The following is a 25,829-nucleotide window of genomic DNA, read 5'->3' as shown; positions in this document are numbered from 1 at the left end:
ACGGATGGCCGTCCCTGCCCGGCTTCGTCCGAGGGCGCCGGCGCTCTCCCCGGCACGCCCGGAGTGCCTCCCCGTCGAGGCGACAGCGACGCGACCCGGCGAGCAATAGCGCAAAAGAGGGTAAAAAGGGTGAATGGTGCGATTGCCTCGCCGGTCGAGGCCCTCGGTCGGCGCTCAGCACTCGGATGAGTTCCCGGGCGGTGAGCGGCGCGGCCTGCGGTCGCTGCTGAGCGTACGCAGCGTGGTCGGCCAGATGTTCATGCTTCAGGTCGCCATGGTGCTGCTGCTGGCCGTCGTGGCCGTGGTCCTGCTGGTGCTGACGGTCCAGCGTGAGGCCACCCGCTCCGCGACCGACCGCTCCTTCGCCGTCGCGGAGGGGATCGTCCGCGCCCCGGGCGTCGTGGCCGGCCTGAAGTCGCCCGATCCGGCGTCGGTGCTGCAACCGCAGGCCGAGGCGGTCAGAAAGGCCGCGGATCTCGACTTCGTCGTCGTGGTCGGCAAGGACGGGATCAGGTACGCCCACCCGGATCCGAGCAAGATCGGCCTCCGCATCCCCTTCGAGGAGGACCTGGAGGCGTTGCGCACCGGGCGCACGATCACGGGGTGGCAGGAGGGCGGCTCCTCCACCGCGATCCGCACCTTCATCCCCGTCAAGGACACCGACGGTTCGGTGATCGGCGGGGTCGCGGTCGGCGTCCGGGTGACAAGCATCAGCGCCGACGCGATGCGGCAGTTGCCGGTCCTGCTGGGCGTCACGGCCGCCGCCGTGGCCGTCAGCACGATCGGCGCGGTGCTGGTCGGCAGACGCCTGCTGCGCCAGACCCACGGCCTCGGACCGACCGAGATCACCCGGCTGTACAAACACCACGACGCGGTCCTGCGGGCCGCGAAGGAGGGCGTCGTCATCCTCGACGCGGACCACCGGCTGCTCCTGATCAACGAGGAGGCGCGGCGGCTGCTGGAACTGACCGCGCGCACGCAGGGGCTCCGGGTGGACGAACTGGACCTCGCGCCGTCGGTCGCCGAGCTGCTGGCCTCGGGGCGTGAGGCGACCGACGAGGTGCATCTGTCCGGGGACCGGGTGCTGGCGGTCAACCAGCGACCCCTGGAGCGGTACGGGGGCGCCTCCGGCAGCGTCGTGACCCTGCGGGACTCGACCGAGCTGCGGGTGCTGTCGGGCCGCGCGGAGGCGGCGCGGGAACACCTGAGAGTGCTGTACGACGCCGGTATCGCCATCGGTACCACCTTGGACGTGACCCGGACGGCCGAGGAGCTGGCCGAAGCGGCGGTGCCGAGGTTCACCGACTACGTGACCGTCGACGTCGCCGAGGCGGTACTGCGCGGCGACGAACCGACCGGTACCGAGCGCTCGCTCCGCCGGGTCGCCACCGCCGGGGTCCGCGCGGACGCTCCGTTCACTCCGGTGGGGGAACGCGTCGCCTTCGCGCCACCGGCGTCCCGGGTGGCGGACCTGACCGCGGGACGCGGGGTGATCGATCCCGACCTGCGCGTCGCCCCCATGCCCGGCTACATCCCCGGCTACGGCCCCCGGGACACCGAGAGCATCCGGAGCATCGTCGACCACGGCATCCACTCGCTCATCACGGTCCCGCTGCGCGCGCGTGGCGTGGTCCTGGGCATGGCGGGCTTCTGGCGCTCCGGAAATCCCGAGCCCTTCCAGGACGACGACCTCGCCCTGGCCGAGGAGATGGCCACGCGGGCCGCGGTCGCCATCGACAACGCCCGCCGGTACACCCGCGAGCACGCCATGGCCGTGACGTTGCAGCGCAGCCTCCTGCCCGACTCCCTGCCCACGCCCAGTGGCCTGGAGGTCGCCCACCGGTATCTGCCCGCCGAGTCCGACGACGTGGGCGGCGACTGGTTCGACGTCATCCCGCTGCCCGGAGCGCGGGTGGCGCTGGTGGTCGGGGACGTCGTCGGACACGGTCTGCACGCGGCGGCGACGATGGGCCGGCTGCGTACCGCCGTGCACAACTTCTCGGCCCTCGACCTGGCCCCCGACGACCTCATGGCCCATCTGGACGAGCTCGTCATCCGTATCGACTCGGAGGAGGCGGGCGGCGACGACGGCCACGGCGTCACCGGAACCACCTGCCTCTACGCCATCTACGACCCCGCCTCCGGACAGGTCACCGTGGCGCGGGCCGGTCATCCGGGGCTGGTCCTGGTCCGCCCCGACGGCACGGTGCGGTTCCCCGAGGTGCCCGCCTCCCCGCCGCTCGGCCTGGGCGGCGGGGAACCCTTCGAGACGGCAGAACTGCGACTGGCCGAGGGGAGCCTGCTGGTGCTGTACACCGACGGGCTGATCAAGGACCGCGGCCGGGACGTCGACGTCGGCCTCGCGCTCCTGCGCGACGCGCTCGCCGGTCATCCGGAGCGGACCTGCCAAGCCGTCTGTGACGCCGTGCTTCCCGCCGTCCCACGGGACGACGTCGCCGTGCTGGTGGCCCGCACCCGGCTGCTGGAGCGGGACCGGATCGCCCGCTGGCGGCTCGACCCCGACCCGGCGGCGGTGGCACCGGTCCGCGCCGCCTGCCGACGGCGGCTGCGGGAGTGGGGTCTGGACGACATCGCCTACGCCACCGAGCTGATCCTCTCCGAACTCGCCACCAACGCCGTCCGCTACGGCGCGGCGCCGATCACCGTCCGACTGCTCTACGACCGGACCCTGATCTGCGAAGTCTCCGACGCCAGCAGCACATCGCCCCATCTGCGGCGCGCCGCGGCCACCGACGAGGGCGGCCGCGGGCTGTACCTCGTCGCCCGGTTCGCGCAGCGCTGGGGGACCCGATACACCCCGCGCGGCAAGGTGATCTGGACCGAGCAGGCCCTCCACGACGAGACCACCGCGGAGCCAGGCGACGACACGACCGACTCCCTACTGGACCAGTGGAGCGACGACGACGCCCCATGACCCGCTCGGGCAGGGCCCACGCGCCACCCCGCCGTTCGCCCGCCGGGGGTCACTCGCGGGCGAGCCACAGCCGGCCCAGGGCCCGGCCCGCGCGCAGGGCGACGACACAGGTGCCGAGGTACGCGGCGATGATCGTGGCGAAGACCAGATGCCAGGCGAACCCCTCCCCGGCCGAGTAGGTGCCCGTCCCCAGCCAGGCGAAGCCGCCCAGGATGACCTCGAACACCGTGAGCACGGCGATCGAGAACCCCCAGGGCATCGTCGGAATGCCGATCAGGAAGGCCAGGAAGCGCGTGTTCGGGGCCCCGCGGCTGACGACGGCGATCAGCAGCACGGCCAGGGCCGCGATCAGGTAGGCCTTGGTGAACGTGTTCCACTGCAACCAGTCGACGAGCGAGGCCGCGTCCCGCGTCTGCAGTTCCAGGAAGTCGTGTCCGGACTGCCGGTAGGCGAAGGAGATCAGGTTGCCGATGACGAGCACGCCGACGAGCCAGCCGCACAGCACGAGCGCCAACAGGGCCGACAGGCCCAGCGCGGCGGTGATCTGGGTCGCGGACATCTCCACCAGCCGCACGCGCGCGTCACGTGCCACGCCGCCCAGCCAGCGCGCCAGCGCGACGGTGGACCTGAGGGTGCCCAGCCACGCGGTCACGAGAACGTAGAGGAGATACGCGGCCAGCGCGATGCCCGGGCCGAAGAGGGCGTTGAGGACGAACTTCCACAAGTCCTCGGGCTGGGGGACGCCTTGCAGGAATTCGTCCATGAGCACCCCACCCCCCGCCGCCCCACCCGAGGCGCGCTGCGCCAACCCTGGCACGAACGAGGCGCGAAAGAGGCGGGAATGGGCCGGAAAGCGAACATCGCCCAGCCGGCCGCGCCGTGTTGTCTAGGCTGACCGGCATGCACGCCACCATCACAGGGGCACTTCGGGTCTCGGGCGTTCTCGCCGCGCTGGCCGTTCTGGCGACCGGGTGCGGCGAGGACTCGCACCCCGGCTCCGCCGACAAGCCGTCGGCCGGGTCGCGGTCCCCGTCGTCGGCGCACCGCGGGCTGGGTGACATCCTCGTCGGCGGGAAGGCCGTCACGGGTTCCAGGCCCACGGGCGACAGCAAGGTCCCGTACCGGCGCACCTATTCCGACGGAAGCCTCTACGCTCCGGTCACCGGATACCGGTCGATGCTGTACGGCCGGACCGGACTGGAGGCCCTGTACGACGACGTCCTGGCCGCCGGCGGCGCGTCGGGTGACGTCGTGACGACGATCGACCCCGCCGCCCAGAAGGCCGCGTTCGACGCGCTGGGCGACCGGCGGGGTGCGGCGGTGGCCCTCGACGCGGAGTCGGGCAGGCTCCTCGCGGTGGTCAGCACACCCTCGTACGATCCGGCGGCGTTCAGCGGACGGGGACCCGAGGACGTACGGGCGTGGAAGACGGCCAACGGTGACACGGACACGCCCATGCTCGACCGGGCGTTGCGGCAGGCCGAGGCCCCGGGTGCCACCTTCAGCGTCGTCGTCGCGGCCGCGGCCCTGGAGCAGGGGCTCTACTCGACGGTGGACGAGGCCACGAGCAGCCCGCTCGGCTACGTGCTCCCCCTCACTCGGACGCGGGTGACGGGCGCGTCCCCGCAGTGCGAGAACGCGTCGATCAGGGTGGCTCTGCGCCGTTCCTGCGACAACGTGTTCACCAAGATGGCCGCCGACCTGGGCGCGGACCGACTTCGTTCCACGGCGGAGGAGTTCGGCTTCGACGACGACGCGTTGGCGGTGCCCCTGCGGGTCTCCGAGAGTACCTATCCCGCGGCGGGGTCGACGGCCTCCCAGACGGCGCTGTCGGGGATCGGTGCGGGTGAGGTCGCGGCAACTCCCCTTCAGATGGCACGGGTTGCGGCATCCGTCGTCAACGGGGGGCGGTTGCTGAACCCGTCGCTGGTGTCACATGTGACGAAGGCCGTCGGCGGTACCCGGCAGCCCGGCGCCGCCGCGGGCCCCGCCGGGCAGGTGATGTCCCGCCGTACGGCGGACGCACTGCGGTCGGTCCTCGACCCCGCGAAGGACAGCGGGACCGGCGGACGGGCGGCCGGGATCACGGACGGCCGGGGTGGCTCGGCCGCCGCCTGGTTCATCGGGTACACCGATCGGGGTGCCGGACGACGGATCGCCGTGGCCGTCCGCGTCGGCGGTCTCGCCTCATCCGCCGGTGAGGGTGAGGAGGCGGCCCAGGTCGCCGAACGGATCCTCGCGAGCGTGTCCTGACGCTCACGCACGGGCGCCGCCCGCGCGAAGGCGTTGCCCGGAGTCGGCCCGGGTCCTGGTGCGGTCGGTCGGCCCGCTACCGTGAGGAGGGGACGCGAACGGGAGGCGGACATGGCCGGGCACAGGGGAGCGGACGCGGCCGTCGAGGACGTGACGCTCACCCGGGCCGCCCAGGCCGGTCATGTCCCCGCGCTGGAACTGTTGCTGGAGCGGCACCGGGCGGGCATGCGGGCCGTGGCCGTGAGCATTCTGGGCCCCGGCCCGGACGCGGACGACGTGATGCAGGACGCGGCGCTCGTCGCGCTGTCCCGGATCGCGGACGTACGCGATCCGCAGGCGGTCGGCCCCTGGCTGCGGATGATCGTGCGCAACCGGTGCCGGAGCCTGCTGCGCGAGTCCCGGCAGGTGGAGCCCCGCGCCGCGCCCCCGCTGCCGGACGTCGACGCCGGGCCGGAGCGGTTGCTGGAGCGCCACGCGATGCGGGACTGGGTGTGGGAGGCCGTGGAGGCGCTGCCGCCCGCCTTGCGACTGCCGCTGGTGCTGCGTCACTTCACCGAGGGCGTCACCGCGTACGAGCGTATCGCCGATGTGTGCGGGGTGCCGGTGGGGACGGTCCGCAGCCGGCTGAGTCAGGCCCGGGCCAAGCTCGTCGAAGCCCTGGCCGGTACGGCCGACGGAGCGCACAGCGATACCCGCGGCCGCACCGCGACGAGTTGGGAGGAGGCCCGCGACACGCTGGCCGCCGCCGAGGCCGGACGGTTCGGCACGGTTCTCGCCCGACGCTGGTCCCCCGACGTCGCCTTGATGAACGGCCGCGCACGGGTGGGAGGCGGCGCGCTGCTGGAGCGCGCGATGGCCGACGACATGGCGGCCGGGGTACGTCAACGGCCGGTGCACGTCGTCGCCGGACGATCCCTCGCCGTATGGGAGATGGACATCGTCAACCCCGCTGACGCCCCGGACCACTGCCCGCCCGCGGTGGCGTGGATCCTGGCCCTCAGGGACGGCCGCGTGGCCGAACTCCGGCTGTTCCACCCGGTCCCGCTGAAGCACCACCGCGTGCCGGAGCCTCCGGCCGGCTGACCCGGGCCACCCGCATCCTTCGCGGATGTGGCCCACGTCACGCACGCCGGATCGAACTTCCGCCCCGCCTCCGCATCTTGTCGGTGTCGTCGAAACACCTTCAAGAGCGGGAGTACCGATGGTTCCACCTGTCGACGGGCGGCCGGCCCACGGCGTCCACACCCTCGAAGTCGAGGGCAGCACCCTGCGCTACCACGTCCACGGCACCGGACCGGTGTGCGTGGCGCACCCGGGCGGCCCCGGCATCGCGTGGGAGTACCTGCGCGCACCGGCGTTGGAGAAGTTCCTGACCATGGTCTACGTCGAGCCGGTCGGCACCGGCGGCTCGGACCGGCTGGTCACCCACCCCCACGGCTACACCAGGGCGCGTTACAGCCGGCATCTGGCCGCCCTGATCGACCACCTCCCGGTGTCCCGGGTGTATCTGCTGGGCCACTCTCACGGCGGTTTCGTCGCCCAGTACCACGCGCTGCACCGTCCCGACCAGATCGCCGGGATCGTCCTGTACGACAGCGCGCCGGTCACCGGGCCCGAGCACGCGGCTGAGGCGATGGAGGCGGTGCGGGAGTTCGCCACCCGGCACGCGGGTCACCCCGAACTGCCCGCCGTGCTGGAGGCGTTCGCCGCGATCCCGGCCATCGCGGACGACGAGGCCATGGTGACGGTGGCCCGAGCCATCGTGCCGGCCTACGTCGCCCACTACTGGGCCGACGCGGGCCGCTGGGCCCCGCTCCAGGACTCCCTGCGGGCGACCTACATCTCGGGGCTGGACGAGGACGGCGCACCCGACCTGATCGACGACCGTGAGCCGCTGGCCACACTGACCGTGCCGGCGCTGGTCGTGGCCGGACGCCATGACGTCATCTGCGGGGTGCGCTGGGCCGAGGAACTCCACCGGCTGATACCCGCCTCGCGGTTGCTGATCCTGGAGGACAGCGGACACTTCGGCCACCTGGAGGAGCCCGAGCGCTTCGCCGCCGAGGTCGCCTCCTTCGTGGCCACCGGACACGCCTGACCGGCGCAGTCAGCCGCCGTAGCACCTCCGCCGCCGTAGCCCTCCGCAGCCGCCGGAGGAGTCCACCGTCGCGGGGAGTCGCGGGAGTCGCGGCCCGCCGCGGAGGCCGCCGTCCATTGATCTTCCAGGGAGTCGGAATGACGACAGAGGAGACCGACATCGTGGCCGTCGGCCGGTTCCACGTCCGGCCGCGGCCCGGTGGCGAGCCTGCGGCTCCGGTCCACGGCACGCGCGTGAGGGGGCAGCGGCAACCGCGGGGGCGGAAGGGTACGCGTCATGCGTCACGGCAGGGATGACGACATCCAGTCGGAAGGGCGGGCCGACCCCCAGGTGCGTGAAAGCCCGGAGCCGGAGCCGCTGGTCAGCCGGCAGGCGGAGCTGGACCGGATCGGCCTGTTCCTGGCACGCCTGGCGCGGGCCGGCGGCCCCCTGCTGCTCCTGGGGGAACCCGGCGTCGGCAAGACCGCGCTGCTGACCTTTGCCGCCTCCCGGGCCGAGGACCTCGGCATGTACGTCCTGCCCACCGCCGGCGTGGAGTACAAGGCGCGGCTGAGTTACAGCGGTCTCGGTCAGCTGCTGCTCGCGGCTGCCGCCCAGCACCCGTCGATCGACCTGGGCGCCACCCTCGCCGTGGTCCTGGAGCGTGCGGACGGCCCGGCACCCGCGCACGAGACGGTCGCCGACGCCGCGCTGTCCGTGGTCAGCCGACTCGCGCGCCACCGGCCCACGTTGATCGTCGTGGACGACGTCGAATGGCTGGATCCGGCCAGCGCCATGGTCCTGGGCAGCGTCGCACGCCGGCTGTCCGGCAGCGGCGTGGGCATGCTGTGCGCGGCCCGGCCGGGCGCGCGGAGCTACTTCGACCACAGCGGACTCCCCGTCCACGACGTGCGCCCCCTCGACGCGGCGGCGTCCGAGGATCTGCTGGTGCACCGCTTCCCGGCGCTCGCGCCACGGGTGCGGCGGCGCCTGATGGCCGAGGCGCAGGGCAACCCGCTGGCGCTGCTGGAGCTGCCGGTCGCGCTCAGCGACTCGCAGCGCGCGGCCGCCGAGGCCCTGCCCGAGCGGCTGCCGCTCAGCCGCAGACTGCAAACGGCGTTCGCCTCCCGTGTCACGGGCCTGCCCGCGGCCACGCGCTACCTGTTGCTGCTGGCCGCCCTGGACGGCACCGGCGACCTCCAGGCACTGCGGCGCGCCACCGCCGGGCGATGCGACCTCAAGCACCTCGGGCCCGCCGAGCGTGCCCAGCTCATCCGCGTCGACGACCCGTCCGGTCTGAGGTTCCGGCACTCACTGACGCGTTCGGCGGTGATGGAACTGTCGACCGGCGACCAGCGTCGCAGCGCCCACCGTGCGCTGGCCGACGCCTGGGAGGGAGTCGCGGAACGGCAGGCCTGGCATCTGGCCCAGGCCGTCGACACGCCCGACGAGCGGGTCGCCGCGCTACTGGAACGGGTGGCCGCGGTGATCGGGCGCCGTGGCGACGGCCCCGCCGCGGTGGCGGCGCTGCTGCGCGCCGCCGAGCTGAGCCCCGCGGATCCCGACCGGGCGCGCCGGCTCGCCCAGGCGGCGTACACCGGCGCGAACGTCACCGGAGACCTGCGTGATGTGCCGCGCCTCCTGGACGACGCCCGCCGTTCGGCGCCCGGGCAGGGGTCGTTGCCCACGGCGATGGCCGGGTCGGCGTACCTGCTCAACGGCTCCGGGGACATCGACACCGCCTCCAGCCTGCTGTGCGGCGCCATCGCCCTCCAGCCCGAACCGTACGATCCCGCCGACTCCACCCTGACGGAGGCGCTGCACACCCTGCTCCAGATGTGCTTCTTCGGCGGTCGGCCCGACCTGTGGTCGCAGTTCGACGCGACGGTCGCCAAGTACACGCTCGCGCCTGACCTGTTGGCGACGACACGCGCCACGTCGGGCGATCCCGCGCGGGCGAGCGCCTCCGAACTGGCGAGGCTCGACACGGCCGTCGCGGATCTGGCGCTCGCGTCGGATCCGCTGCACATCGTCCGGGTGGCCCTGGCCGGGGCGTACGTGGACCGCCTGGGGGGCTGTGTGGAAGGGTTGCATCGCGTCGTGGCCCGAGGGCGCCGGGGCGAGACCGTCACCCCGGCCATCCAGGCTCTGTTCCTGCTGGGCAACCACGCCTGGCTGACCGGGCAGTGGGCGGATCTGCGACAGGTCACCCGGGAAGGGCTCGACCTGTGCGACCAGTACCAGTACCCCCTGTTCGGCTGGTCGGGGAAGTACCTGCTGGCCTGCGTGGCCGCGGCGAGCGGCGACCACGCGGTGACCCGGGCGCTGACCGACCAGATGGATCAGTGGGCCGGACCCCGGCGCGTCAACGCCGTGCGTGTCTACGCCGCTCACGCCAGGGCTCTGTCCGCGCTGGGGAGCGGCGACTTCGAAGAGGCCTATCGGCAGGCGACGTTCGTGGCACCGGCCGGGACGCTGCCGAGGTTCGGCCCGCACGCGCTGTGGACGGTCCTGGACCTCGTGGACGCGGCCGTACGGACAGGGCGGCGCGAGGCCGCGCTCGCCCATGTCGCCGCGGCCCGCGAGGCCGGCCTGGACGCCGTCTCCCCGCGACTGCGGATGCTGCTGCACGCCTGCGTGGCGCTGGCGGAGGACGACGACCGGGCCTTCCACGAGGCGCTCGCCGTGGAGGGGGCCGAGCGGTGGCCCTTCGACCTCGCGCGGATCCGCTTGTACCGCGGCGAGTGGCTTCGGCGCGGCAAGGCCCCGGCGAGGGCGCGCCCGCACCTGGGCGCCGCGACGGAGGTCTTCCGGCGGCTCGGCGCGGCCCCCTGGGCCGAACGGGCGAGCCTGGAACTGCGTGCCTGCGGCAGCCCCCGGCGCGGAGCGTCCCCGGCCGAGGCGGCCGAACTCACCCCGCAGCAGCGGGAGATCGCGGGCCTGGCCGCCGGTGGTCTGTCCAACAAACAGATCGCCGAGAAGCTGTTCCTGTCCCCGCGGACCGTCTCCACTCACCTCTACCAGCTGTTCCCCAAGTTGGGCGTGACCTCCCGGGCCGCCTTGCGCGACGCGCTGGCCCAGCTGCACCAGCGGTGAACCGACGGCCGTGGGGCGGCCGTCCGACGGTTGTCCAACGGCTGTCCGACGGCCGTGCGGGACTACGTCACAGGACTACGTCACATGACGGAAGCGGTGAATTCCGCCGCATTCCTAGTGTTCTCGGCACGGGCCACGCGTTCGGGTCCGAAGAGCGCTGGAGGAATGATGAACGACAACGTACCGAGCGGAACTGTCGTGCTGGTCCACGGAGGATTCGTGGACGGCTCCGGCTGGCAGGGTGTCTACGACGCCCTCAAGGCCGACGGCCACGACGTGACCGTCGTGCAGCACCCCACGCTGTCGCTGGAGGGCGACGTGGCCGCCACGCGTCAGGTGATCGACGGGCTGTCGGGTCCGGTGACCCTGGTCGGCCACTCCTACGGCGGTGCCGTGATCACCGAGGCGGGAAACCACGACAAGGTGACGTCGCTGGTGTACGTCGCCGCGTTCGCCCCCGACAAGGGGGAGTCGGTGAGCACTCTGATCGCCGACCCGCCGCCGGGAGCTCCGGTGCCGCCGATCCTGCCGCCGAACCAGGGTTTCCTGTTCCTGGACCGCGACAGGTTCGCGGACTCCTTCGCCGGTGACCTTCCCCGCGCTCAGGCCGAGTTCATGGCCGACTCGCAGGTGCCCTGGGGCGTGGAGGCCCTCAACGGCACGGTGTCGCAGCCGGCTTGGCGGACCAAGCCGGCCTGGTACCTGGTCGCCGCCGACGACCGCATGATCCCGCCGTCGGCCCAGCGCGCCATGGCCGAGCGGATCGGAGCCCGGACGGCCGAAGTGCCGGGCAGCCACTCCGTCTACGTCTCGCAGCCCGCCGCCGTCGCCGACGTGATCAGGCAGGCCGCCCGCGCCCGCGCCTGACCGTGCCGCCCCGAACCGGCCCACCGGAACACGGTCCGTCGGCCCGGGGCACCCGCCGACCACCCCCGTACAGGAGCACCGTATGAAGTTCACACGCAGACGCCGGGCCTACGTCCTCGGTGCCGCCGCGGCGGCAGCGCTGGCCGGCGCCGCGGCCCTCACCACCCTGACCCCCGCGGCGTCGGCGACCGAAGCCCGCGGTCACAGCACGCCGGCGGTCAAGCCCACCGTCGTCCTGGTCCACGGCGGCTTCGCCGACGCCTCCAACTGGAACGGGGTGATCAAGGGGCTGCAGAAGCACGGCTTCCCGGTCATCGCCCCGGCCAACCCGCTGCGCGGCCTGCCCACCGACGCCCCCTACATCTCCAGCGTCCTGAAGTCGGTCAAGGGCCCGATCGTCCTCGTCGGCCACTCCTACGGCGGCGCCGTGATCACCAACGCCGCGGCCGGGAACCCGAACGTCAAGGCCCTGGTCTACGTCGCCGCGTTCGTCCCCGACACCGGTGAGCGACTGGGCGACCTCATCCAGCGCTACCCGGGCAGCGAGATCCAGGCCGCCCTGAACCAGGTGCCGTTCACCAACGCCGACGGCAGTACCGGAACGGACCTGTATCTCCAGGCCGACCGGCTGCGCGCGGTCTTCGCCGCCGACCTGCCGCAGAAGGAGACCAGGCTGATGGCGGCCGAGCAGCGGCCGTTCAGCGCCTCCTCCTTCACCGACGTGACCACCGCGGCCGCCTGGCACACCATCCCCTCCTGGGGCGTGGTCGCCGGTGCCGACAAGTCGATCCCGCCGGCCCTGGAGCGGTTCGAGTACCAGCGGGCGCACGCGCGTGTCGTCGAGGTGCCGGGAGCGTCCCACGTCGTCATGATCAGCCACCCGGGCGTCGTCACGAAGACGATCGAGGAGGCCGCGGCCGCCACCGGTTGACGTCACGACCGGGGACGCTGATCCCCCCGACCGCATCCCCCGGCCGGCCGGAACGGAACCCCCGTTCCGGCCGGTCCCGCTGTCCGCGGAAAGACATGTGACGCGCGCCACACGTCGATCGTCGAACTTCGGCCCGCGTCCCGCATCTAGTGGGTGTCCGTCACCGAGCGGCCGCGGAAGGACGTCTTTCCGCGACCGCCCGGCCGTCCGATTCATCCACCTCATGCACCGAGGAACACTCAATGGGTTATCTGCGCGGCTTCATCCCCTGGATCGTCTCCGGGGTCGTCTCGTCCTTCGACTGGCGCTGGGGCGCGCTGGGTGGACTCGTCACCGGGCTGCTGCTCCTGTCGCAGGACCGTCGTCGCGGGGTCGGCCTGGACGCGTTGATCCTGGAGATCAGCACCGTCCTGTACTTCGTCGTGGTCGGTGCCGTCGCCGCCGTCGAGCCGGACTCGGCACTGGCGGACCACACCGACGTCGTCTCCTTCGCCTGGCTGGCAGCCACCGCCTGGGGAACCCTGGCGATCCGGCGTCCCTTCACCCTGGGCATCGCCCGGCGCCAGACGCCTCGCGAGTACTGGGACATGCCGGAGTTCATCCAGGTCAACAACCACATCACCATCGCCTGGGGTGCCGGTTTCACCTTCATCGGCGTCAGCCTGGCCGTGTGCGGCGCGCTGGACGCCCCGGCCTGGGTGGGCATCGCCGCCCATGTCGCCGGCCTCGTCGGTCCCGCCGTCTTCACGAAGGTCCACCCCGCGCGTGCCCAGGCCCGCCTCCTGGCCCAGGCGCCGGCCACGACGTCTCCCTGACCGGCCTCGGCCGGCGCGCGACCCGTGCGGCGGCCACGTTCCGGCCTCGCGCGAGGCGGCAACCCGCCGCACGCGATCGCCTCAGGCGTTCGACAAGGAAGGCAGCATGACCGACCGGACAGCTCTTCCCCACTATCTCCGGGGCCGTTTCGCCCCGGTCCCCGAGGAGCACAGCGCGGCCGATCTCACCGTGCGCGGCTCCCTGCCTCCCGACCTGGACGGCCGGTATCTGCGCAACGGCCCCAACCCGCTGCCCGGCGAGGACAAGGGGCACTGGTTCACCGGCCCCGGCATGCTCCACGGGCTCAGGCTGCGCGACGGGCGCGCCGAGTGGTACCGCAACCGGTGGATCCGCACCCGCGAACTGGAGGGACATCCCTTCATCCGCGACGACTTCACCATCGATCTGACCGCGACGCCCGCCAACACCCATGTGATCCGGCACGCGGACACCGTGCTCGCCCTGTGCGAGGCCGGTCTTCCCTACTGGGTCACGCCCTCCCTGGAGACCGTCGGACCGTACGACTTCGGCGGGCGGCTGACCACCGCGATGACCGCCCACCCGAAGACGGACCCCGTCACCGGCGAACTGCACCTGTTCGGGACCGCGTTCGCCCCGCCCTACCTCACCTACCACCGGGTCACCGCGGACGGACGACTGCTCGACAGCAGGGCCGTCGACGTCCCGGGACCGACGATGATGCACGACTTCGCGATCACCGAGCACCACATCGTCTGGATGGACCTGCCGGTCGTCCTCGACTTCGACCTCGCCGGACACGGCGGCATGCCCTACCGGTGGGACGAGGAGTACGGCGCGCGGCTCGGAGTCATGTCCCGTACGCCCGGCAGCACTTACGTGCGGTGGTACGACATCGACCCCTGCTACGTCTTCCACGTCGGCAACGCCTACGAGGACGCCCGGGGACACATCGTGCTGGACGCGGTGCGCTACGACCGCGCGGGCTTCCGGCAGGCCTGGGCGGGCATCGGCGGACCCATGGGACCGAGCGGTCCGGCCGGTGTGCCGGAGCCGGATCTTTCCCGGTCGCCCGCCGTGCTGCACCGCTGGATCCTGGACCCGGTCGACGGCCGGGTCACCGAGTCCGGGCTGGACGACCGCCCGGCGGAGTTCCCCACGCACAACGAGACCCGTACCGGGAGTGCGCACCGCTACCTGTACACCGTCTCCGGTGACGGCATCACCAAACACGACCTCACCCGGCACGCCGATCGTGTCCACGAGACGCCCGGCGACCGGTACGCGGGCGAGGCCGTCTTCGTCCCGGCGGCGGACGCCACCGGCGAGGACGAGGGCTGGCTCCTGTCGCTCGTCTCGAACGACGAGGGCGCCGCCGGGGAACTGCTCGTTCTCGACGCCATGGAGCTCTCCGTCCAGGCGGTGGTAGAACTGCCCCACCCCGTCCCGGCCGGCTTTCACGGAAGCTGGCTGCCCGACACCGCACAGCACACGTCGAACGACCCGTCCGCACGGAGGCGTTGAGTTCATGGTGCCCCTCGACCCACCCACGGATGAGGAACTCACCCGCAGGGCGCAGGCCGGCGAGTCCGGCGCCCTCGGGCTGTTGCTGGCCCGGCACCAGGCGCCGATGCGCGCGGTGGCGATGAGCCTGCTGGGCTACGGCCCCGACGCGGAGGACGCGATGCAGGATGCCGCGCTCACCGCGCTGCGGCGCATCGCAGACGTACGGGATCCGGCGGCCGTGGGGGCGTGGCTACGGGCGATCGTCCGCAACGCCGCGCGCATGCGTCTGCGCGCCACCCGGGAGACACCGGGACTGGACGGCCTCGACCACCCGCACCCGCACGACCGTGGGCTCTCGCACCCGGAGGAGGTCGTCGAGCGGCACGCGATGCGGGACTGGATCTGGTACGCGGTGGAGGAACTGCCGCCGCGGCTCCGGCTGGTGGTGCTGCTGCGGCACTTCAGCGGCATGACCTCCTACCAGGAGATCGCCGCCGCCTGCGACATCCCGGTCGGCACGGTGCGGAGCCGGCTCAACCAGGCCAAGGGACGCATGGCGCGGGCGCTGCTGGCGACCGCCACGCAGACGCACGACGACGCCTCCGTGCTCACCGAGGAGAGTACGCAGGAGGCGGTGGCGACGCTGGAGGCGTGGAAGCACGGCTTTCTGCCGGAGGAGATATCCGAGCTGTGGCCGGCGGAGACCGAACTGGTGGGCAGGCTCGCCACGCTGGGGGAACGCACCCATCCCGTCCCGGTCATGCGACAGACCCTGGAGGCCGGAGTGCGCCAGCGGCTGCGGCACGTGGTGGCCAGCCGTGACATCACCCTCTGGGAGATGAACGTCACCAATCCACCCGACTCCGTCGACCCCTGCCCGCCGACCCTCGTCTGGCTCATGTTCCGGGAGAACAGAAGGGTCCGAAGGCTGCGGCTGCTCTTTCCGGAGCCGCCGCCCGCCGGCCCGCGGCGCTCAGGCGCTGACGGCCACCCGGTCCCAGAGCCAGTAGAGGCTGACGAGGACGATGGGCAGCGTCAGCGCGGGCAGGACCCATCGGTGCACCGGTGACCTGCGCACCATGACCAGCAGCGGAAACACGACGGCGATGATGCCCAACTGCACCGCTTCGATACCGACGTTGAAGCTGAGCAGGGACAACAGCAGTTCACCCGACCAGCTTTCGTGGATGCCCAGTGATCCCGCGAAGCCCAGGCCGTGGACGAGGCCGAACACGAAGACGGTGGGCAGCCGCCAGCGCGCGTTGTCCTCACGGTCGCGCAGCAGGAAGCCCGCCACCGCGACGACGGCGATGGACGCGGCGATCACCGGCTCCACGACCGCGCCGGGCACCTCGACGACGCCGCACGCGGCCAGCAGGAACGTGATGCTGTGCGCCGCGGTGAACGTGGTCGCGGTGAGCACGATGTCGCGCAGGCCACGGGCGCCGATGAGCAGCGACAGCAGGAACAGGATGTGGTCCAGGCCGAACAGCAGGTGTTCGGTGCCCAGCAGGAAGAACTCCCACACCTGGTGGGTCTCCTGGCCGGTGGCCGCGACGGCGGTCACGGAGGGGTCGGCGGGGGTGAGGATCTGGGAGCCCCGCTGACCGTCGATGTCGTAGTGCACGATCGTCCTCGTGCTGTGGACGAAGTTCTCGACGTCGGGGAACAGCGCGCTGCTGACGGTGACCGGTCCGTCGGTGCCCGCCGGGCAGGTGTAGGCGAGGGTGATCACGGCGTACGGGCGCTTGCCTCGGGTGCGGACGTCCGCGTCGCCCTCGGCGCGGGCGGCGCAGGCGGTGTCGTCGCGGACGACGGCGAAGTGCCGGGTGGTGTACGCGGACACCGCGTCCGCGTTGAGCCGGAGCTGACGCAGTTGCTCGGCGCGGCCCTTCGCGTCGTACGCCTCGGCGTACAGCCAGGCCGACTTCATCAGCAGGTCGTACTCGAGGTCGAGGGTGGCCACGGGCCGGGCCGAGCTGCCGGTGACCTCGACGTAGGCGTCGGAGGTGGCGTCATGCGCGGCGGCCGGGGCCGCCCCGGCCAGGGCGACGCCGAACAGCGCGGCCAGGGCGGCGAGGACGGTGAGCAGGGCGCCGCGCGGCCGGCCCGACCGGAGCGGGGGAGTGGGAGTGACGCAGGGACGCATGACGGGCTCGGTTCTCCTGTCTGACGGCCACGGCTGTGACGGGCGCCGTGATCAGGGAGGGGACGGAGGGCACGGCCCGCCGCCCGGGACCGGTCGGGTCCGGGCGACGGGCCGTGCCGGAGGTCAGCCGGTCAGGACCGGCTCTTCGACGGGGTGAACCAGTCGTAGTACGGCGTGTCCGGGCCCCACGTGCCGGGCCGGCCCTGGGCGTCCCTCGTCACGAAGACGCTCGGCTCGGAGGCGGTGACCCCGCCGCCGCCGGAGCGGGCCGTGACGAACCACGCGTGGGTGGATCCGGGCCTGAGCCCGCGCCACGTCACCGAGGCGGCCGCGCCGGACTTCACCTTCGTACGCCCGATCACGCTGACCGGGTTGTACAGCGCGACCGAGTCGGTCGCGAGGGTCGTCTCGCGGGAGTTGAGGTCGATCGGCAGCACCATGTTGTCCTCGGTGCCGTCGTAGCGGTGGTTGGTGTCGTACTCGGTGGCCCCGAACTCGTCGAGCAGCGGCGAGTACGTGTCGACGGTCAGCTCGGAGCGGTCCACGTCGAACTGGAGCATCCGGAAGAAGCTCGCGCCGAACTGGAGCTGGTCGTCGGGCCGGTAGCCGCCGATCTCGGTGAGCCCGAGCCGGTCCGCGGACACCGTGTAGAACTGGTAGTCCGCGAGCAGCTCGACCACGTCGTGGCTGATCTCGCCGACCTTCGGCTTCACGTTGGTGCCCACGCCGTGCTCGTGACCGGCCAGGATCAGGAACACGTTCGGGTTGTCCTGGACCACCGTCTTGTACAGCATCGAGCCGTCGGGCACGGAGAACGGGGCTCCGCGGCCGTCGGGGTTGCTGCTCGGCGCGAGGTAGTCGTGCGAGAGCAGGATGCCGTTGCGGTCGGGGTAGCGCTTGAAGACCGAGTCGGCCCACTCGGCCTCCTCTCGCGTCACCCCGTAGGACAGACCGACCACGACGAAGTCCTGGCCGCCGGCGCTGAACAGGTCGTAGTGGTTCTGGTTGTCGCCCGCCCGCCAGGGGCCGCCGTAACTGGCGTGCTCCCAGCCCTGGGAGAGCGCCTGGTAGCGGTCGGGGCCGTAGTACTGGTTGTAGATGGCGTCGGGGCCGTTCTCGGTCCCCGACTGGTTGTCGTGGTTGCCGGCGATGACACCGTTCGGGATGCCCGCGTCGTCCAGGATCTTCTGCTGCCTGGAGGACACCTCCAGCTCACCGACGACCTCCTTGCGGGTGGCCTCGTCGGCGGGCTTGCGGATGTTGTTCTCGATGAGGTCGCCGGTGTGGGCGACGTAGGCGATCTTCCGCTTGTCCTTGTTGGCCGCGATCCAGCGGGAGACGTCCCCGTACGCCTTCTCCCAGACCGCGCGCTCCTCGGCCGTCTCCTGCTCGACCGCGCCCTCGGAGAGGTACTGCGTGTCGGTGTAGTGGACGATCGAGAAGTCGTACGAGCCGGGGTCGGCGAACGAGTTCGCGTCACCGGCGTCGATGTCGTCGGCGAAGGGGTCCTCACCGGTGACCATGACGTGCACCCGCCGGTGGTCGACGTAGGGGCCGTCCAGCACCGAGGTAAGCACGGTGTTGCCCTCGGCGGCGCCGCGGGCGCTGTTGACGACGTCCCACTGCCCGGTGTCGTTGTTCCACACCCGCAGCGCGGCGAGGCGCTCGGGGTCGATGACGCCTTCCCAGCGCAGCACCGGCTGGTCGACGTGGCCCGTCACCTGGACGTCGAACCGCTGGAAGGTGACGTCGGCGGAGGAGGGCGCGGCGAGCGTCCTGCCGTCGGCGGGCGCGAGACCCGCGGCCTTGACCTTCTTCTCGCCCTTGACCTTCAGCGTGGTCGGGACGGCGGTGGCCGTGCCCTGGTACACCTCGCCCGGGGTGAGGATCTCGGCCTCGGAGAAGGTCGCGGTCACGGTGCCGCCGTCGGGCTCGGCCACCTTCGCGGACAGGGTGACGTTCCGGCCGGCGTCGGTGGTGCCGGACGCGGGGGTCAGCTGTGCGGGGGTGTCCGGGATGCCGGCGGAGGTGAACCGCACCTCACGGGTGCCGGTGTTGCCCAGCGCGTCGGTGGCGGTCACGGAGAGCGTGTGCGCACCGGCGGACAGGCCGGGGCCGACCTCGGCTCCGGCCTCGACGGCCGTACCGTCGAGCTTGATGTCCGGGCCGCTCACCACGCCGGAGAGGTCCTTCATCTGCACGCCGAGGACGACCGACGCGGTGATCCTCTGACCGGCCCGGGGGGTGCTGCTGGCGACCTGGGGCGCCGAGTTGTCGGTGGCAAGGACGCGGGTGGCGGTCCTGCCGGTCTTCGAGGTGGCGGCCAGCGTGTGTGTGCCGTCCTGGAGCTTCGCGGTGTCGAGGTCGGCGCGGACACCCTGGGCCGGGCCGTCCACGAAGAACTCGAGGTCGACCTCGGTCAACGGGTTGACGTTGTCACCGCAGTTGCCGTCGCCGAAGCTGTAGGAGCCCTTGACCATCCGGCCCTCGGCGCTGCCGACGGCGGGCGTCAGCGTGATCCCGGACAGTGCGAAGTCGTCCCGGTTGGCGCCGCAGGCGGTGGCGTAGGTGCCGGTGACGATGTCGACGGTGTTCCAGCCGGGCACCAGCCACTCGTCGGGGATCGCCAGATCGACGTGCCGGCTGACGTAGTCGGCGTCCAGCACGGTCTTCTGGCCGTTGACCAGGACGTAGTTCTGGTAGCGGGCCTCGATCGAGTTGCTGCCCACGGTGAAGCCGAGGGTCGCGGTGCCGGAGCCCAGCGTGTCGGTGACCGCGACGGCCGGGGCGTCGATCGTGTAGTGCAGTTCGGCCTCGGCGAGCCGGTCGGTGGCGGTGCCGCAACTGCCGTCGCCCATCGCGTACGAGGCGGCGATGTCCTTGCCGGTGACGGTGGCGCCGTCCAGGGCGAGGCCGAGGTTCGCGAGGTCGAAGTCGTCGCGGTTGTTGCCGCAGGTCTCCTTGTACGGGCCGGTCACGACCTCGACGGTGTTGTCACCGGGGACCAGGAACCGCGCGGGTATCGCGATCTCCACGCGCTGACTGACCCAGGTGCCGCCCAGGTCGATCCGCTTGCCGTTGACCAGCAGGTGGTTGTCGTACTTGTCGTCGAGCGAGTTGGCGCCGACATCGAAGGAGAATGTGGCCGCGCCATTGCCCAACCCGGGTGCGGCGAGGGGCTTGTCGCCGTCCACGGTCAGCGAGGCGACCTCGCCCTCGGTACCCGCCGGGAAGTCGGCGAACACCGACTGTCCGCCCCTCACCAGCGTGCCGTCCTTGGGCAGCAGCCGGGGAGCGCCCGCCGGGGCGTTGTTGACGGTCACCTTGTTGGTGACCGACTTGCGCGAGGCGGTCGTCGCGGTGATCGTGTGCTTGCCGTTGGAGAGCTTCGTGGTGTCCAGGTCGCTCTGGAGGCCGGTGGTGCCCCGCGGGTCGCCGAGAACGAAGAAGCTCAGCGACGCCTGCGTCAACAGGGTGTTGTTGGAACCGCAGTTGCCGTCACCGAAGGAGTACGTGTACTCGTTCTCCTCGCCGTCCGCGACCTCGCCCAGCAGGGTGAGCTCGATGTCGGACAGCACGAAGTCGTCGTAGTTGGTACCGCACGAGCTCTCGACGGTGCCCGCGAGGAACTTGATCGTGTTCTCGCCCTTGACCAGGTGCTCGTTCGGGATCTCGATGGTGCCCCGCTCGTTGACGAGGTCACCGATGTCCGCCCGGTACTCGCCGTTGACGAGTACGTGGTTGCGGTAGCGGGCCTCCGTCGAGTTCGAGCCGACGTCGAAGCTCAGCCGGGACACCCCGAGCGTCTTCGCGGCGTCGACCGGCCGTCCGTCGACGGCGACCTTGGTGACCGAGTCCCCGGCCAGGGTCGGGGTGGCCGCGACCTTCTGGGCGCCCTCGAGATACGTCCCGTCGGCGGGGGTGAGCGTGGGCAGCGTCGTCGCGTTCTCGCTCGACGACTCCTGCTTCGCCGTGGCGCGCTGGTCGTCCGTGCCCGGGTCGGCGTACGCCACCGTGGCGTTTCCGCACACCAGGACGAGTGCGGTCAGGGCGGCACTCGCGAGCCGCCGGCCGCCGGATCCACCAAACTGCCGTCTTCGCGGCTGTGTTGACCGCATCAGCAGTCGTCCTTCCTGATCGTCCGACAATGTGGGCACGCCGCGAACCTGTCGGGCATGCACATGATGAATCGTCGACGACGCAGGTGAACGCCGGTGAGTCGGCTGTGAACGATCAGCGAAAAGATCTTGCGACGGGAGCCGGCCCGCCCGCACCGCGTGGTGGCGGCGCCTCGGTGCGGCGACGCCGGGGGCTCAGGCGCCGAACCAGTCCCGCGTGCGTTCCGTGGTCGACAGGACCGTCAGCACGGCGCCCAGGGTGATCCCGGCGCCACCCCACATCTCCCGCCCGGCCAGCAGAGCGACCGCGCCCGCCACGATGACCACCCAGCCGACGGCCACCGCGCCGACCCGGACCGAGTCGCCGCCGTCGGCGAACTTCCGGGCGAGGACGAAGGAGGTCACGGCGAGGGCCGCGCAGGGAATCGCGGCGAGAGCCATCATGCCCAGGACCAGTTCGCCCAAGGCGCCCGTCCTGAACGTCACGGCGGCCACGATCAGTCCCGTCAGGCCGACGGCGCCGGCCGCGCCCACGACGACGAGCAGGGCGCGGGCGGATCTGGCCGTGCCGGGCAGTTGGGTCATGCGCGTTCCTTCGATCGAGTGCGGCGGGGCTCGGCAATTATCGGCGGCTGCCCGGACGGACAGACAGACCTCGCTGCCGAATCGATATGCGGCTGTGGCGGGGACCGTCCGCGCCGCGGGGCCGCCACGGCGCCACGACGGACCACGACCCGCGTCGGAGCTACCGCGGTACCACCACACGGCGTCATCCACCTCGCCGTGCCGCGGATTCCCGGCCCGCGAGTCCTAGCGTTGCGGGAGAGGGACCAGGAGGGTCCGCCGGCGCGAGGTGAGGGAGCAGCGATGATCGAGGCGCAACAGCTGACGAAGCGTTACGGGGAGAAGACGGCGGTGGACCGCCTGGACTTCGTCGTCAGACCGGGCACGGTCACCGGCTTCCTGGGCCCGAACGGCGCGGGCAAGTCCACCACCATGCGCATGATCGTCGGACTCGACGCGCCCACCGCCGGCCGGGTGACCGTCAACGGCAGGCGCTACGCCGAGCACAGCGCGCCGTTGCAGGAGGTCGGCGCCCTGCTGGAGGCCAAGTCGATCCATCCGGGCCGCTCCGCGTTCGACCACCTGATGGCGCAGGCCCACACCCACGGCATTCCGCGCCGACGGGTGGCGGAGGTCGTGGAGCTGACCGGCCTTCAGTCCGTGGCCAGGAAGCGGGCCGGCGCGTTCTCCCTCGGCATGGGCCAGCGGCTGGGCATCGCGGCGGCACTGCTGGGCGACCCGGCCACCCTCATGCTGGACGAGCCGGTCAACGGGCTCGACCCCGAGGGTGTGCTGTGGATCCGCGGCCTGCTCACCCGACTCGCCTCCGAGGGCCGCACCGTCTTCGTCTCCTCACACCTGATGAGCGAGATGGCGCTGGTCGCCGACCATCTGATCGTCGTCGGGCGGGGCCGTCTGCTGGCCGACACCACGGTGCGTGAGCTGGTCCGCCGGGGCGGCGGCGACACGGTGACGGTCGCCTCCGACCGGGCCACCCGGCTGCGTGAGGTCCTGGCCGGTCCGGGCGTCGAGATCACCGGAGCGATCGGTACCGAGGAACTCCAGGTGACCGGCCTGTCGGCACGGGCCATCGGCCTCAAGGCCGCCGAGCACGGCATCGCCCTGTACGAACTCAGCTCCCGGACGGTCTCGCTGGAGCAGGCGTTCATGGACCTCACCAACGACGCCGTCGAATACCGCGGCACCGCCGCCGCCCGTACCGCTACCACCGCAGCCGTCGAGACCCCCCGGAGTGTGGCATGAGCGCGACGACCGTGACCGAGAGTTCGGCGACCGCACCGGTCCCCGCGCGGCCGGGACATCCGCGGTACAGGGTGACCGGACGCGGAGTGCTGCGCTCGGAGTGGGCCAAACTCTGGTCCCTGCGCTCCACCTGGATCACCCTGGGCCTCGGCCTGCTGTTCCTGGTCGGATTCGGTGTCATCGCCGCGGTGCACTACCACGCCGAGTACACCTCGGGGCGGCCCATGTACCGGGAGAGCGCCGATGCCACCGCCCTCAGCCTCTCGCTGTTCGGCGCCAACTTCGCCCAGTTGGCCGTGGGCGTCCTGGGCGTGCTGGTCGCCGCCGGCGAGTACTCCACCGGCATGATCCGCTCCACCCTCGCCGCGGTGCCGCGGCGCCTGCCGGTCCTGTGGTCGAAGGCGGCCGTGTGCGGCCTGGTCACCCTCGCCGTCGCCACCGTGGGCATCGCCATCGTGTTCCCCGTCGCCGGCGGCATGCTGTCCGGCACCCCCGCGGCCCTGCCGCTGTCGCACACGGGCGTCGTACGCGGTCTTCTGGCCGCCGCCCTCTACCTCGGCCTGGTCGCCGTGATCGGCGTCGCCCTCGGCGCGCTGCTGCGGTCGGTCGCCGGAGGCATCGCGCTCCTGGTCGCCGCGCTGATGCTGGTGCCCGGCCTGGTCGCGCTGCTGCCCGCCTCGTGGCAGGACGACATCAGCAAGTACCTGCCCAGCAACGCGGGTGCGTCGATGTTCGCGCTGACCCACGACACGGCGACCCTGTCACCCGTCGCCGGGCTCCTGGTGTTCGTCGCCTGGACCGCACTCGCGCTGGCGGGCGCCGGGTACCGACTGGTGCGCACGGACGCCTGACGCGGTGCGCGTCCTCGGTGAGCCGATCTCTCCGCCGCAGTTCTTACGAGAGGCTGACGCGAGCCATGAACCTCTCCTGCCACACTCGACTCGTGGGCAACTCTGTCTCTGCCCGCCACCGGTCCGAGGGGGCGGCGAAGGCCGAGGAGCAACGCATGAGCAGGCACCACAGGCGCAGGTCGTCCTCTCAGGTCCGGCTGACCATCGGCGGAGCCGCCGTCCTCGCCGCCGCGGGGGCCGTCGCGACGGTGACCGTCGCCTCCGCGGGAGAGCCGCATCGGTCTCCTGCCACGGCCAGGGCCGACCACGCGGTGTTCGTCCAGGGCAACGAACTCGACGGCAACACCATCCGCGTCTTCAAGCGGTCCGGGAAAGGCGAGTTGACGGCCGCGGGGCGCTACGCGACCGGCGGCAGGGGCGGCGACCAGGTCGACGCTCCGACCGACTCCCTCGCCTCCCAGGGTTCGCTGGTCTACGACGACCGGTCGGGGCGACTGCTGGCGGTCAACGCGGGCAGTGGCACCGTGACCTCGTTCCGGGTGCGCGGCCAGAAGCTGACGGACCGCCAAGTAGTGGCGTCCGGAGGGGATTTCCCGGCCTCGATCGCGGTGTCCGGTCATCTCGCCTACGTCATGAACGCCGGTGGCGCGGGAAGTGTCCAGGGTTTCCGGATCACGGCCGAGGGGCTCCGGCCGCTGAGCGGCTCGCACCGCTCCCTCGGGCTCGACAACGCGAAGGTGCCGCTGTTCTCCAGCTCGCCCGGCCAGGTCGCGTTCACACCGGGCGGTGGTGAGCTGGTGGTCACCACCAAGTCCGCCGACACGGTCGAGGTGTTCCCGATGCGCCGCGACGGTCGTCCCGCGCGCCACGCCGTGGTCAACGACTCGGCCGGCGGTGTGCCCTTCGCGATCACCTTCGATCGGGCGGGCCGGATGCTGGTGGCCGAGGCCAAGGACTCGACGGTCACCACCTACAAGGTGCGCGCCGACGGCACCCTCAAGGTCGTTCAGCGGCCCCTGGCTAACGGTCAGAAGACCTTGTGCTGGCTGGAACGCGCGGGTGACTTCTTCTACGGAGGCAATACCGGCGACTCCGCCGTGACCGGCTACGGCACCGACCGCCACGGCCGGCTCGCGCTCACCGACGCCACGGGCGTCGCCACCCCGCCGTCGGCGGGATCCCAGGGTGTCATCGACCTGGCGGTGACGAAGGACGCGAAGTTCCTCTACGTGCAGAACGCCACCTCGGGCACGGTCGACGGGTTCCGTGTCGGCACCGACGGCGCGCTCACCAAGGTCACCACCGTCACAGGGCTCCCCTCCTTCGCCGCGTCCGGCATGGAGGGCATCGCCGCGGTGTAAGAAGCGGCCACCGCGGCGATGGGCGTCCCGGAATCTCCTTCTCCGGGACGCCGTGCCGCTCCCCTCGCGGCGACCGGGCCGAGTGCGGGCCGGCGGCCATCCGCGCCGCGCGGTGCTCTCACACGGTCGTGACGGTCGGCGGTGGCGACGGTGACGGCAGAGGTGACGGCGGAGGTGCCATCGCCCACCGGATCGCCCAGGTCACGGCGGAGCCGAGCGGCCGTACGCACAGGTCCTCGACCAGTGGCAGCCGGGGCAACCGGAGCTCCCGGGCGGCCCAGTCGGGCAGCAAGGACACGGCGTTCGCGGCGAGGACACCGTAGGGGAGGCGGGCGACGAACGGCAGCGGCGGGTCGAGCAGGAGGAAGCGCGCGGCGCCGCGCGCCTGCTCGCCGGCCCGCAGTTCCGGACGGTATGCGCTCAGCAGCTCGGCGAGTTCCGCCCGGCTCCGCGGTGGATCGGCGACGCCCAGCGCGCCTGCGACGCGTGCCGTGTCCTCGACGTACCCGTCGCATTCCGCCGCCGTCAGCCGGTGGCGTCCGTAGCGTTGGTGAGCGCGCAGGAAGCTGTCGACTTCGGCGGCGTGGACCCAGGCCAGCAGATGCGGGTCTCCCGCCTGGTAGGGCGTACCGTCCGGGGTCACGCCGTACACGCGCTCGTGCACCGCCCGCACCCGCGCACAGGCGAGCCGGGCGCTGTCGGCCGTGCCGTACGTCGTCGTGGCCAGGAATGTACTGGTGCGCTGCAACCTGCCCCACGGGTCGCCGCGGAACCCCGAGTGGGCGGCCACCGCCGCCATGGCGAGCGGATGAAGGGACTGGAGCAGCAGTGCGGACAGACCGCCGATGAACATCGACGCGTCCCCGTGGACCCTGCGGATGGGGCGCTCCGGTCCGAACCAGCGGGGACCCGGCGTGCCGTGGATGCGGGCGCGGTTGCGGGGGCCGTCGGGTCCCGCCACGCGGGCGAAGAGCCCGCTGCCGAGGCGTTCCCGCAGTCCGTCGACGTACGGTCCGGTCGGTCTCATCGGCGCGGTGTCCTCCTGCCGGACGGTGTCTCTGAC

Annotated in this window: 18 protein-coding genes; 13 read left to right on the top strand and 5 right to left on the bottom strand. The window is 72.1% G+C overall.

The features are described from left to right. Window positions 1–133: 133 nt before the first annotated feature. Window positions 134–2,935: a SpoIIE family protein phosphatase gene (locus ACWCQK_RS11005; protein WP_451154240.1), complete on the top strand. Its 2,802-nt coding sequence runs from the start codon at window positions 134–136 to the stop codon at window positions 2,933–2,935. Between the two features lie 49 nt (window positions 2,936–2,984). On the opposite strand, the gene ACWCQK_RS11000 is transcribed toward ACWCQK_RS11005, so the two are convergent. Then, on the bottom strand, window positions 2,985–3,698 hold the full coding sequence (locus tag ACWCQK_RS11000; RefSeq protein WP_451154238.1) for a hypothetical protein: 714 nt from the start codon (window positions 3,696–3,698) through the stop codon (window positions 2,985–2,987). Window positions 3,699–3,835: 137 nt separating this feature from the next. On the opposite strand from ACWCQK_RS11000, the gene ACWCQK_RS10995 reads away from it, so the two are divergent. The 9 genes from ACWCQK_RS10995 to ACWCQK_RS10955 all read left to right on the top strand — a co-directional run bounded on the left by ACWCQK_RS10995 (window position 3,836) and on the right by ACWCQK_RS10955 (window position 15,529). Further along, the gene (locus ACWCQK_RS10995; RefSeq protein ID WP_451154236.1) at window positions 3,836–5,188 is read left to right on the top strand and encodes a penicillin-binding transpeptidase domain-containing protein; all 1,353 of its coding nucleotides are present in this window, start codon (window positions 3,836–3,838) and stop codon (window positions 5,186–5,188) included. 111 nt (window positions 5,189–5,299) lie between these two features. Further along, on the top strand, window positions 5,300–6,271 hold the full coding sequence (locus tag ACWCQK_RS10990; protein WP_451154234.1) for an RNA polymerase sigma factor: 972 nt from the start codon (window positions 5,300–5,302) through the stop codon (window positions 6,269–6,271). Window positions 6,272–6,389: 118 nt separating this feature from the next. Beyond that, complete coding sequence (locus ACWCQK_RS10985) at window positions 6,390–7,286, top strand: alpha/beta fold hydrolase (protein ID WP_451154232.1); 897 nt, start codon at window positions 6,390–6,392, stop codon at window positions 7,284–7,286. Window positions 7,287–7,562: 276 nt separating this feature from the next. Further along, on the top strand, window positions 7,563–10,361 hold the full coding sequence (locus ACWCQK_RS10980) for an AAA family ATPase (protein ID WP_451154230.1): 2,799 nt from the start codon (window positions 7,563–7,565) through the stop codon (window positions 10,359–10,361). A 168-nt stretch (window positions 10,362–10,529) separates the two neighbouring features. Then, a complete protein-coding gene (locus ACWCQK_RS10975) occupies window positions 10,530–11,228 on the top strand; it encodes an alpha/beta fold hydrolase (protein WP_451154228.1) in 699 nt (232 codons plus the stop codon). Between the two features lie 82 nt (window positions 11,229–11,310). Beyond that, window positions 11,311–12,159 (top strand): alpha/beta fold hydrolase, encoded by an 849-nt coding sequence (locus ACWCQK_RS10970; RefSeq protein ID WP_451154226.1) that lies wholly within the window; start codon window positions 11,311–11,313, stop codon window positions 12,157–12,159. A 242-nt stretch (window positions 12,160–12,401) separates the two neighbouring features. Continuing rightward, complete coding sequence (locus tag ACWCQK_RS10965; protein ID WP_451154224.1) at window positions 12,402–12,974, top strand: hypothetical protein; 573 nt, start codon at window positions 12,402–12,404, stop codon at window positions 12,972–12,974. A 106-nt stretch (window positions 12,975–13,080) separates the two neighbouring features. Continuing rightward, window positions 13,081–14,478 (top strand): carotenoid oxygenase family protein, encoded by a 1,398-nt coding sequence (locus tag ACWCQK_RS10960; protein WP_451154222.1) that lies wholly within the window; start codon window positions 13,081–13,083, stop codon window positions 14,476–14,478. Between the two features lie 4 nt (window positions 14,479–14,482). Continuing rightward, the gene (locus tag ACWCQK_RS10955; protein WP_451154220.1) at window positions 14,483–15,529 is read left to right on the top strand and encodes an RNA polymerase sigma factor; all 1,047 of its coding nucleotides are present in this window, start codon (window positions 14,483–14,485) and stop codon (window positions 15,527–15,529) included. On the opposite strand, the gene ACWCQK_RS10950 is transcribed toward ACWCQK_RS10955, so the two are convergent. The 3 genes from ACWCQK_RS10950 to ACWCQK_RS10940 form a co-directional block, all read right to left on the bottom strand. Further along, complete coding sequence (locus tag ACWCQK_RS10950) at window positions 15,434–16,609, bottom strand: HupE/UreJ family protein (RefSeq protein WP_451154218.1); 1,176 nt, start codon at window positions 16,607–16,609, stop codon at window positions 15,434–15,436. The two genes, ACWCQK_RS10955 and ACWCQK_RS10950, sit on opposite strands and share 96 nt — an antisense overlap. Window positions 16,610–16,740: 131 nt before the next feature. Continuing rightward, window positions 16,741–20,727 (bottom strand): metallophosphoesterase, encoded by a 3,987-nt coding sequence (locus ACWCQK_RS10945; protein ID WP_451154216.1) that lies wholly within the window; start codon window positions 20,725–20,727, stop codon window positions 16,741–16,743. 195 nt (window positions 20,728–20,922) lie between these two features. Beyond that, on the bottom strand, window positions 20,923–21,312 hold the full coding sequence (locus ACWCQK_RS10940; RefSeq protein WP_451154214.1) for a hypothetical protein: 390 nt from the start codon (window positions 21,310–21,312) through the stop codon (window positions 20,923–20,925). A gap of 282 nt (window positions 21,313–21,594) precedes the next feature. On the opposite strand from ACWCQK_RS10940, the gene ACWCQK_RS10935 reads away from it, so the two are divergent. The 3 genes from ACWCQK_RS10935 to ACWCQK_RS10925 all read left to right on the top strand — a co-directional run bounded on the left by ACWCQK_RS10935 (window position 21,595) and on the right by ACWCQK_RS10925 (window position 24,766). Then, window positions 21,595–22,554: an ABC transporter ATP-binding protein gene (locus ACWCQK_RS10935; RefSeq protein WP_451154212.1), complete on the top strand. Its 960-nt coding sequence runs from the start codon at window positions 21,595–21,597 to the stop codon at window positions 22,552–22,554. After that, window positions 22,551–23,405: an ABC transporter permease gene (locus ACWCQK_RS10930; RefSeq protein ID WP_451154210.1), complete on the top strand. Its 855-nt coding sequence runs from the start codon at window positions 22,551–22,553 to the stop codon at window positions 23,403–23,405. Before ACWCQK_RS10935 ends, ACWCQK_RS10930 begins: the two co-directional genes overlap by 4 nt. A 155-nt stretch (window positions 23,406–23,560) precedes the next feature. Beyond that, window positions 23,561–24,766 (top strand): lactonase family protein, encoded by a 1,206-nt coding sequence (locus tag ACWCQK_RS10925; protein WP_451154208.1) that lies wholly within the window; start codon window positions 23,561–23,563, stop codon window positions 24,764–24,766. 118 nt (window positions 24,767–24,884) lie between these two features. Here ACWCQK_RS10925 and ACWCQK_RS10920 read toward each other — a convergent pair whose 3' ends face one another. Next, the gene (locus ACWCQK_RS10920; protein WP_451154206.1) at window positions 24,885–25,793 is read right to left on the bottom strand and encodes an oxygenase MpaB family protein; all 909 of its coding nucleotides are present in this window, start codon (window positions 25,791–25,793) and stop codon (window positions 24,885–24,887) included. Between the last annotated feature and the right edge of the window lie 36 nt (window positions 25,794–25,829).

This window comes from Streptomyces sp. NPDC002306, assembly GCF_053593435.1.
Note: the sequence above shows the minus strand (reverse complement) of the source record. Positions and strands in the feature narration are given on the sequence as shown.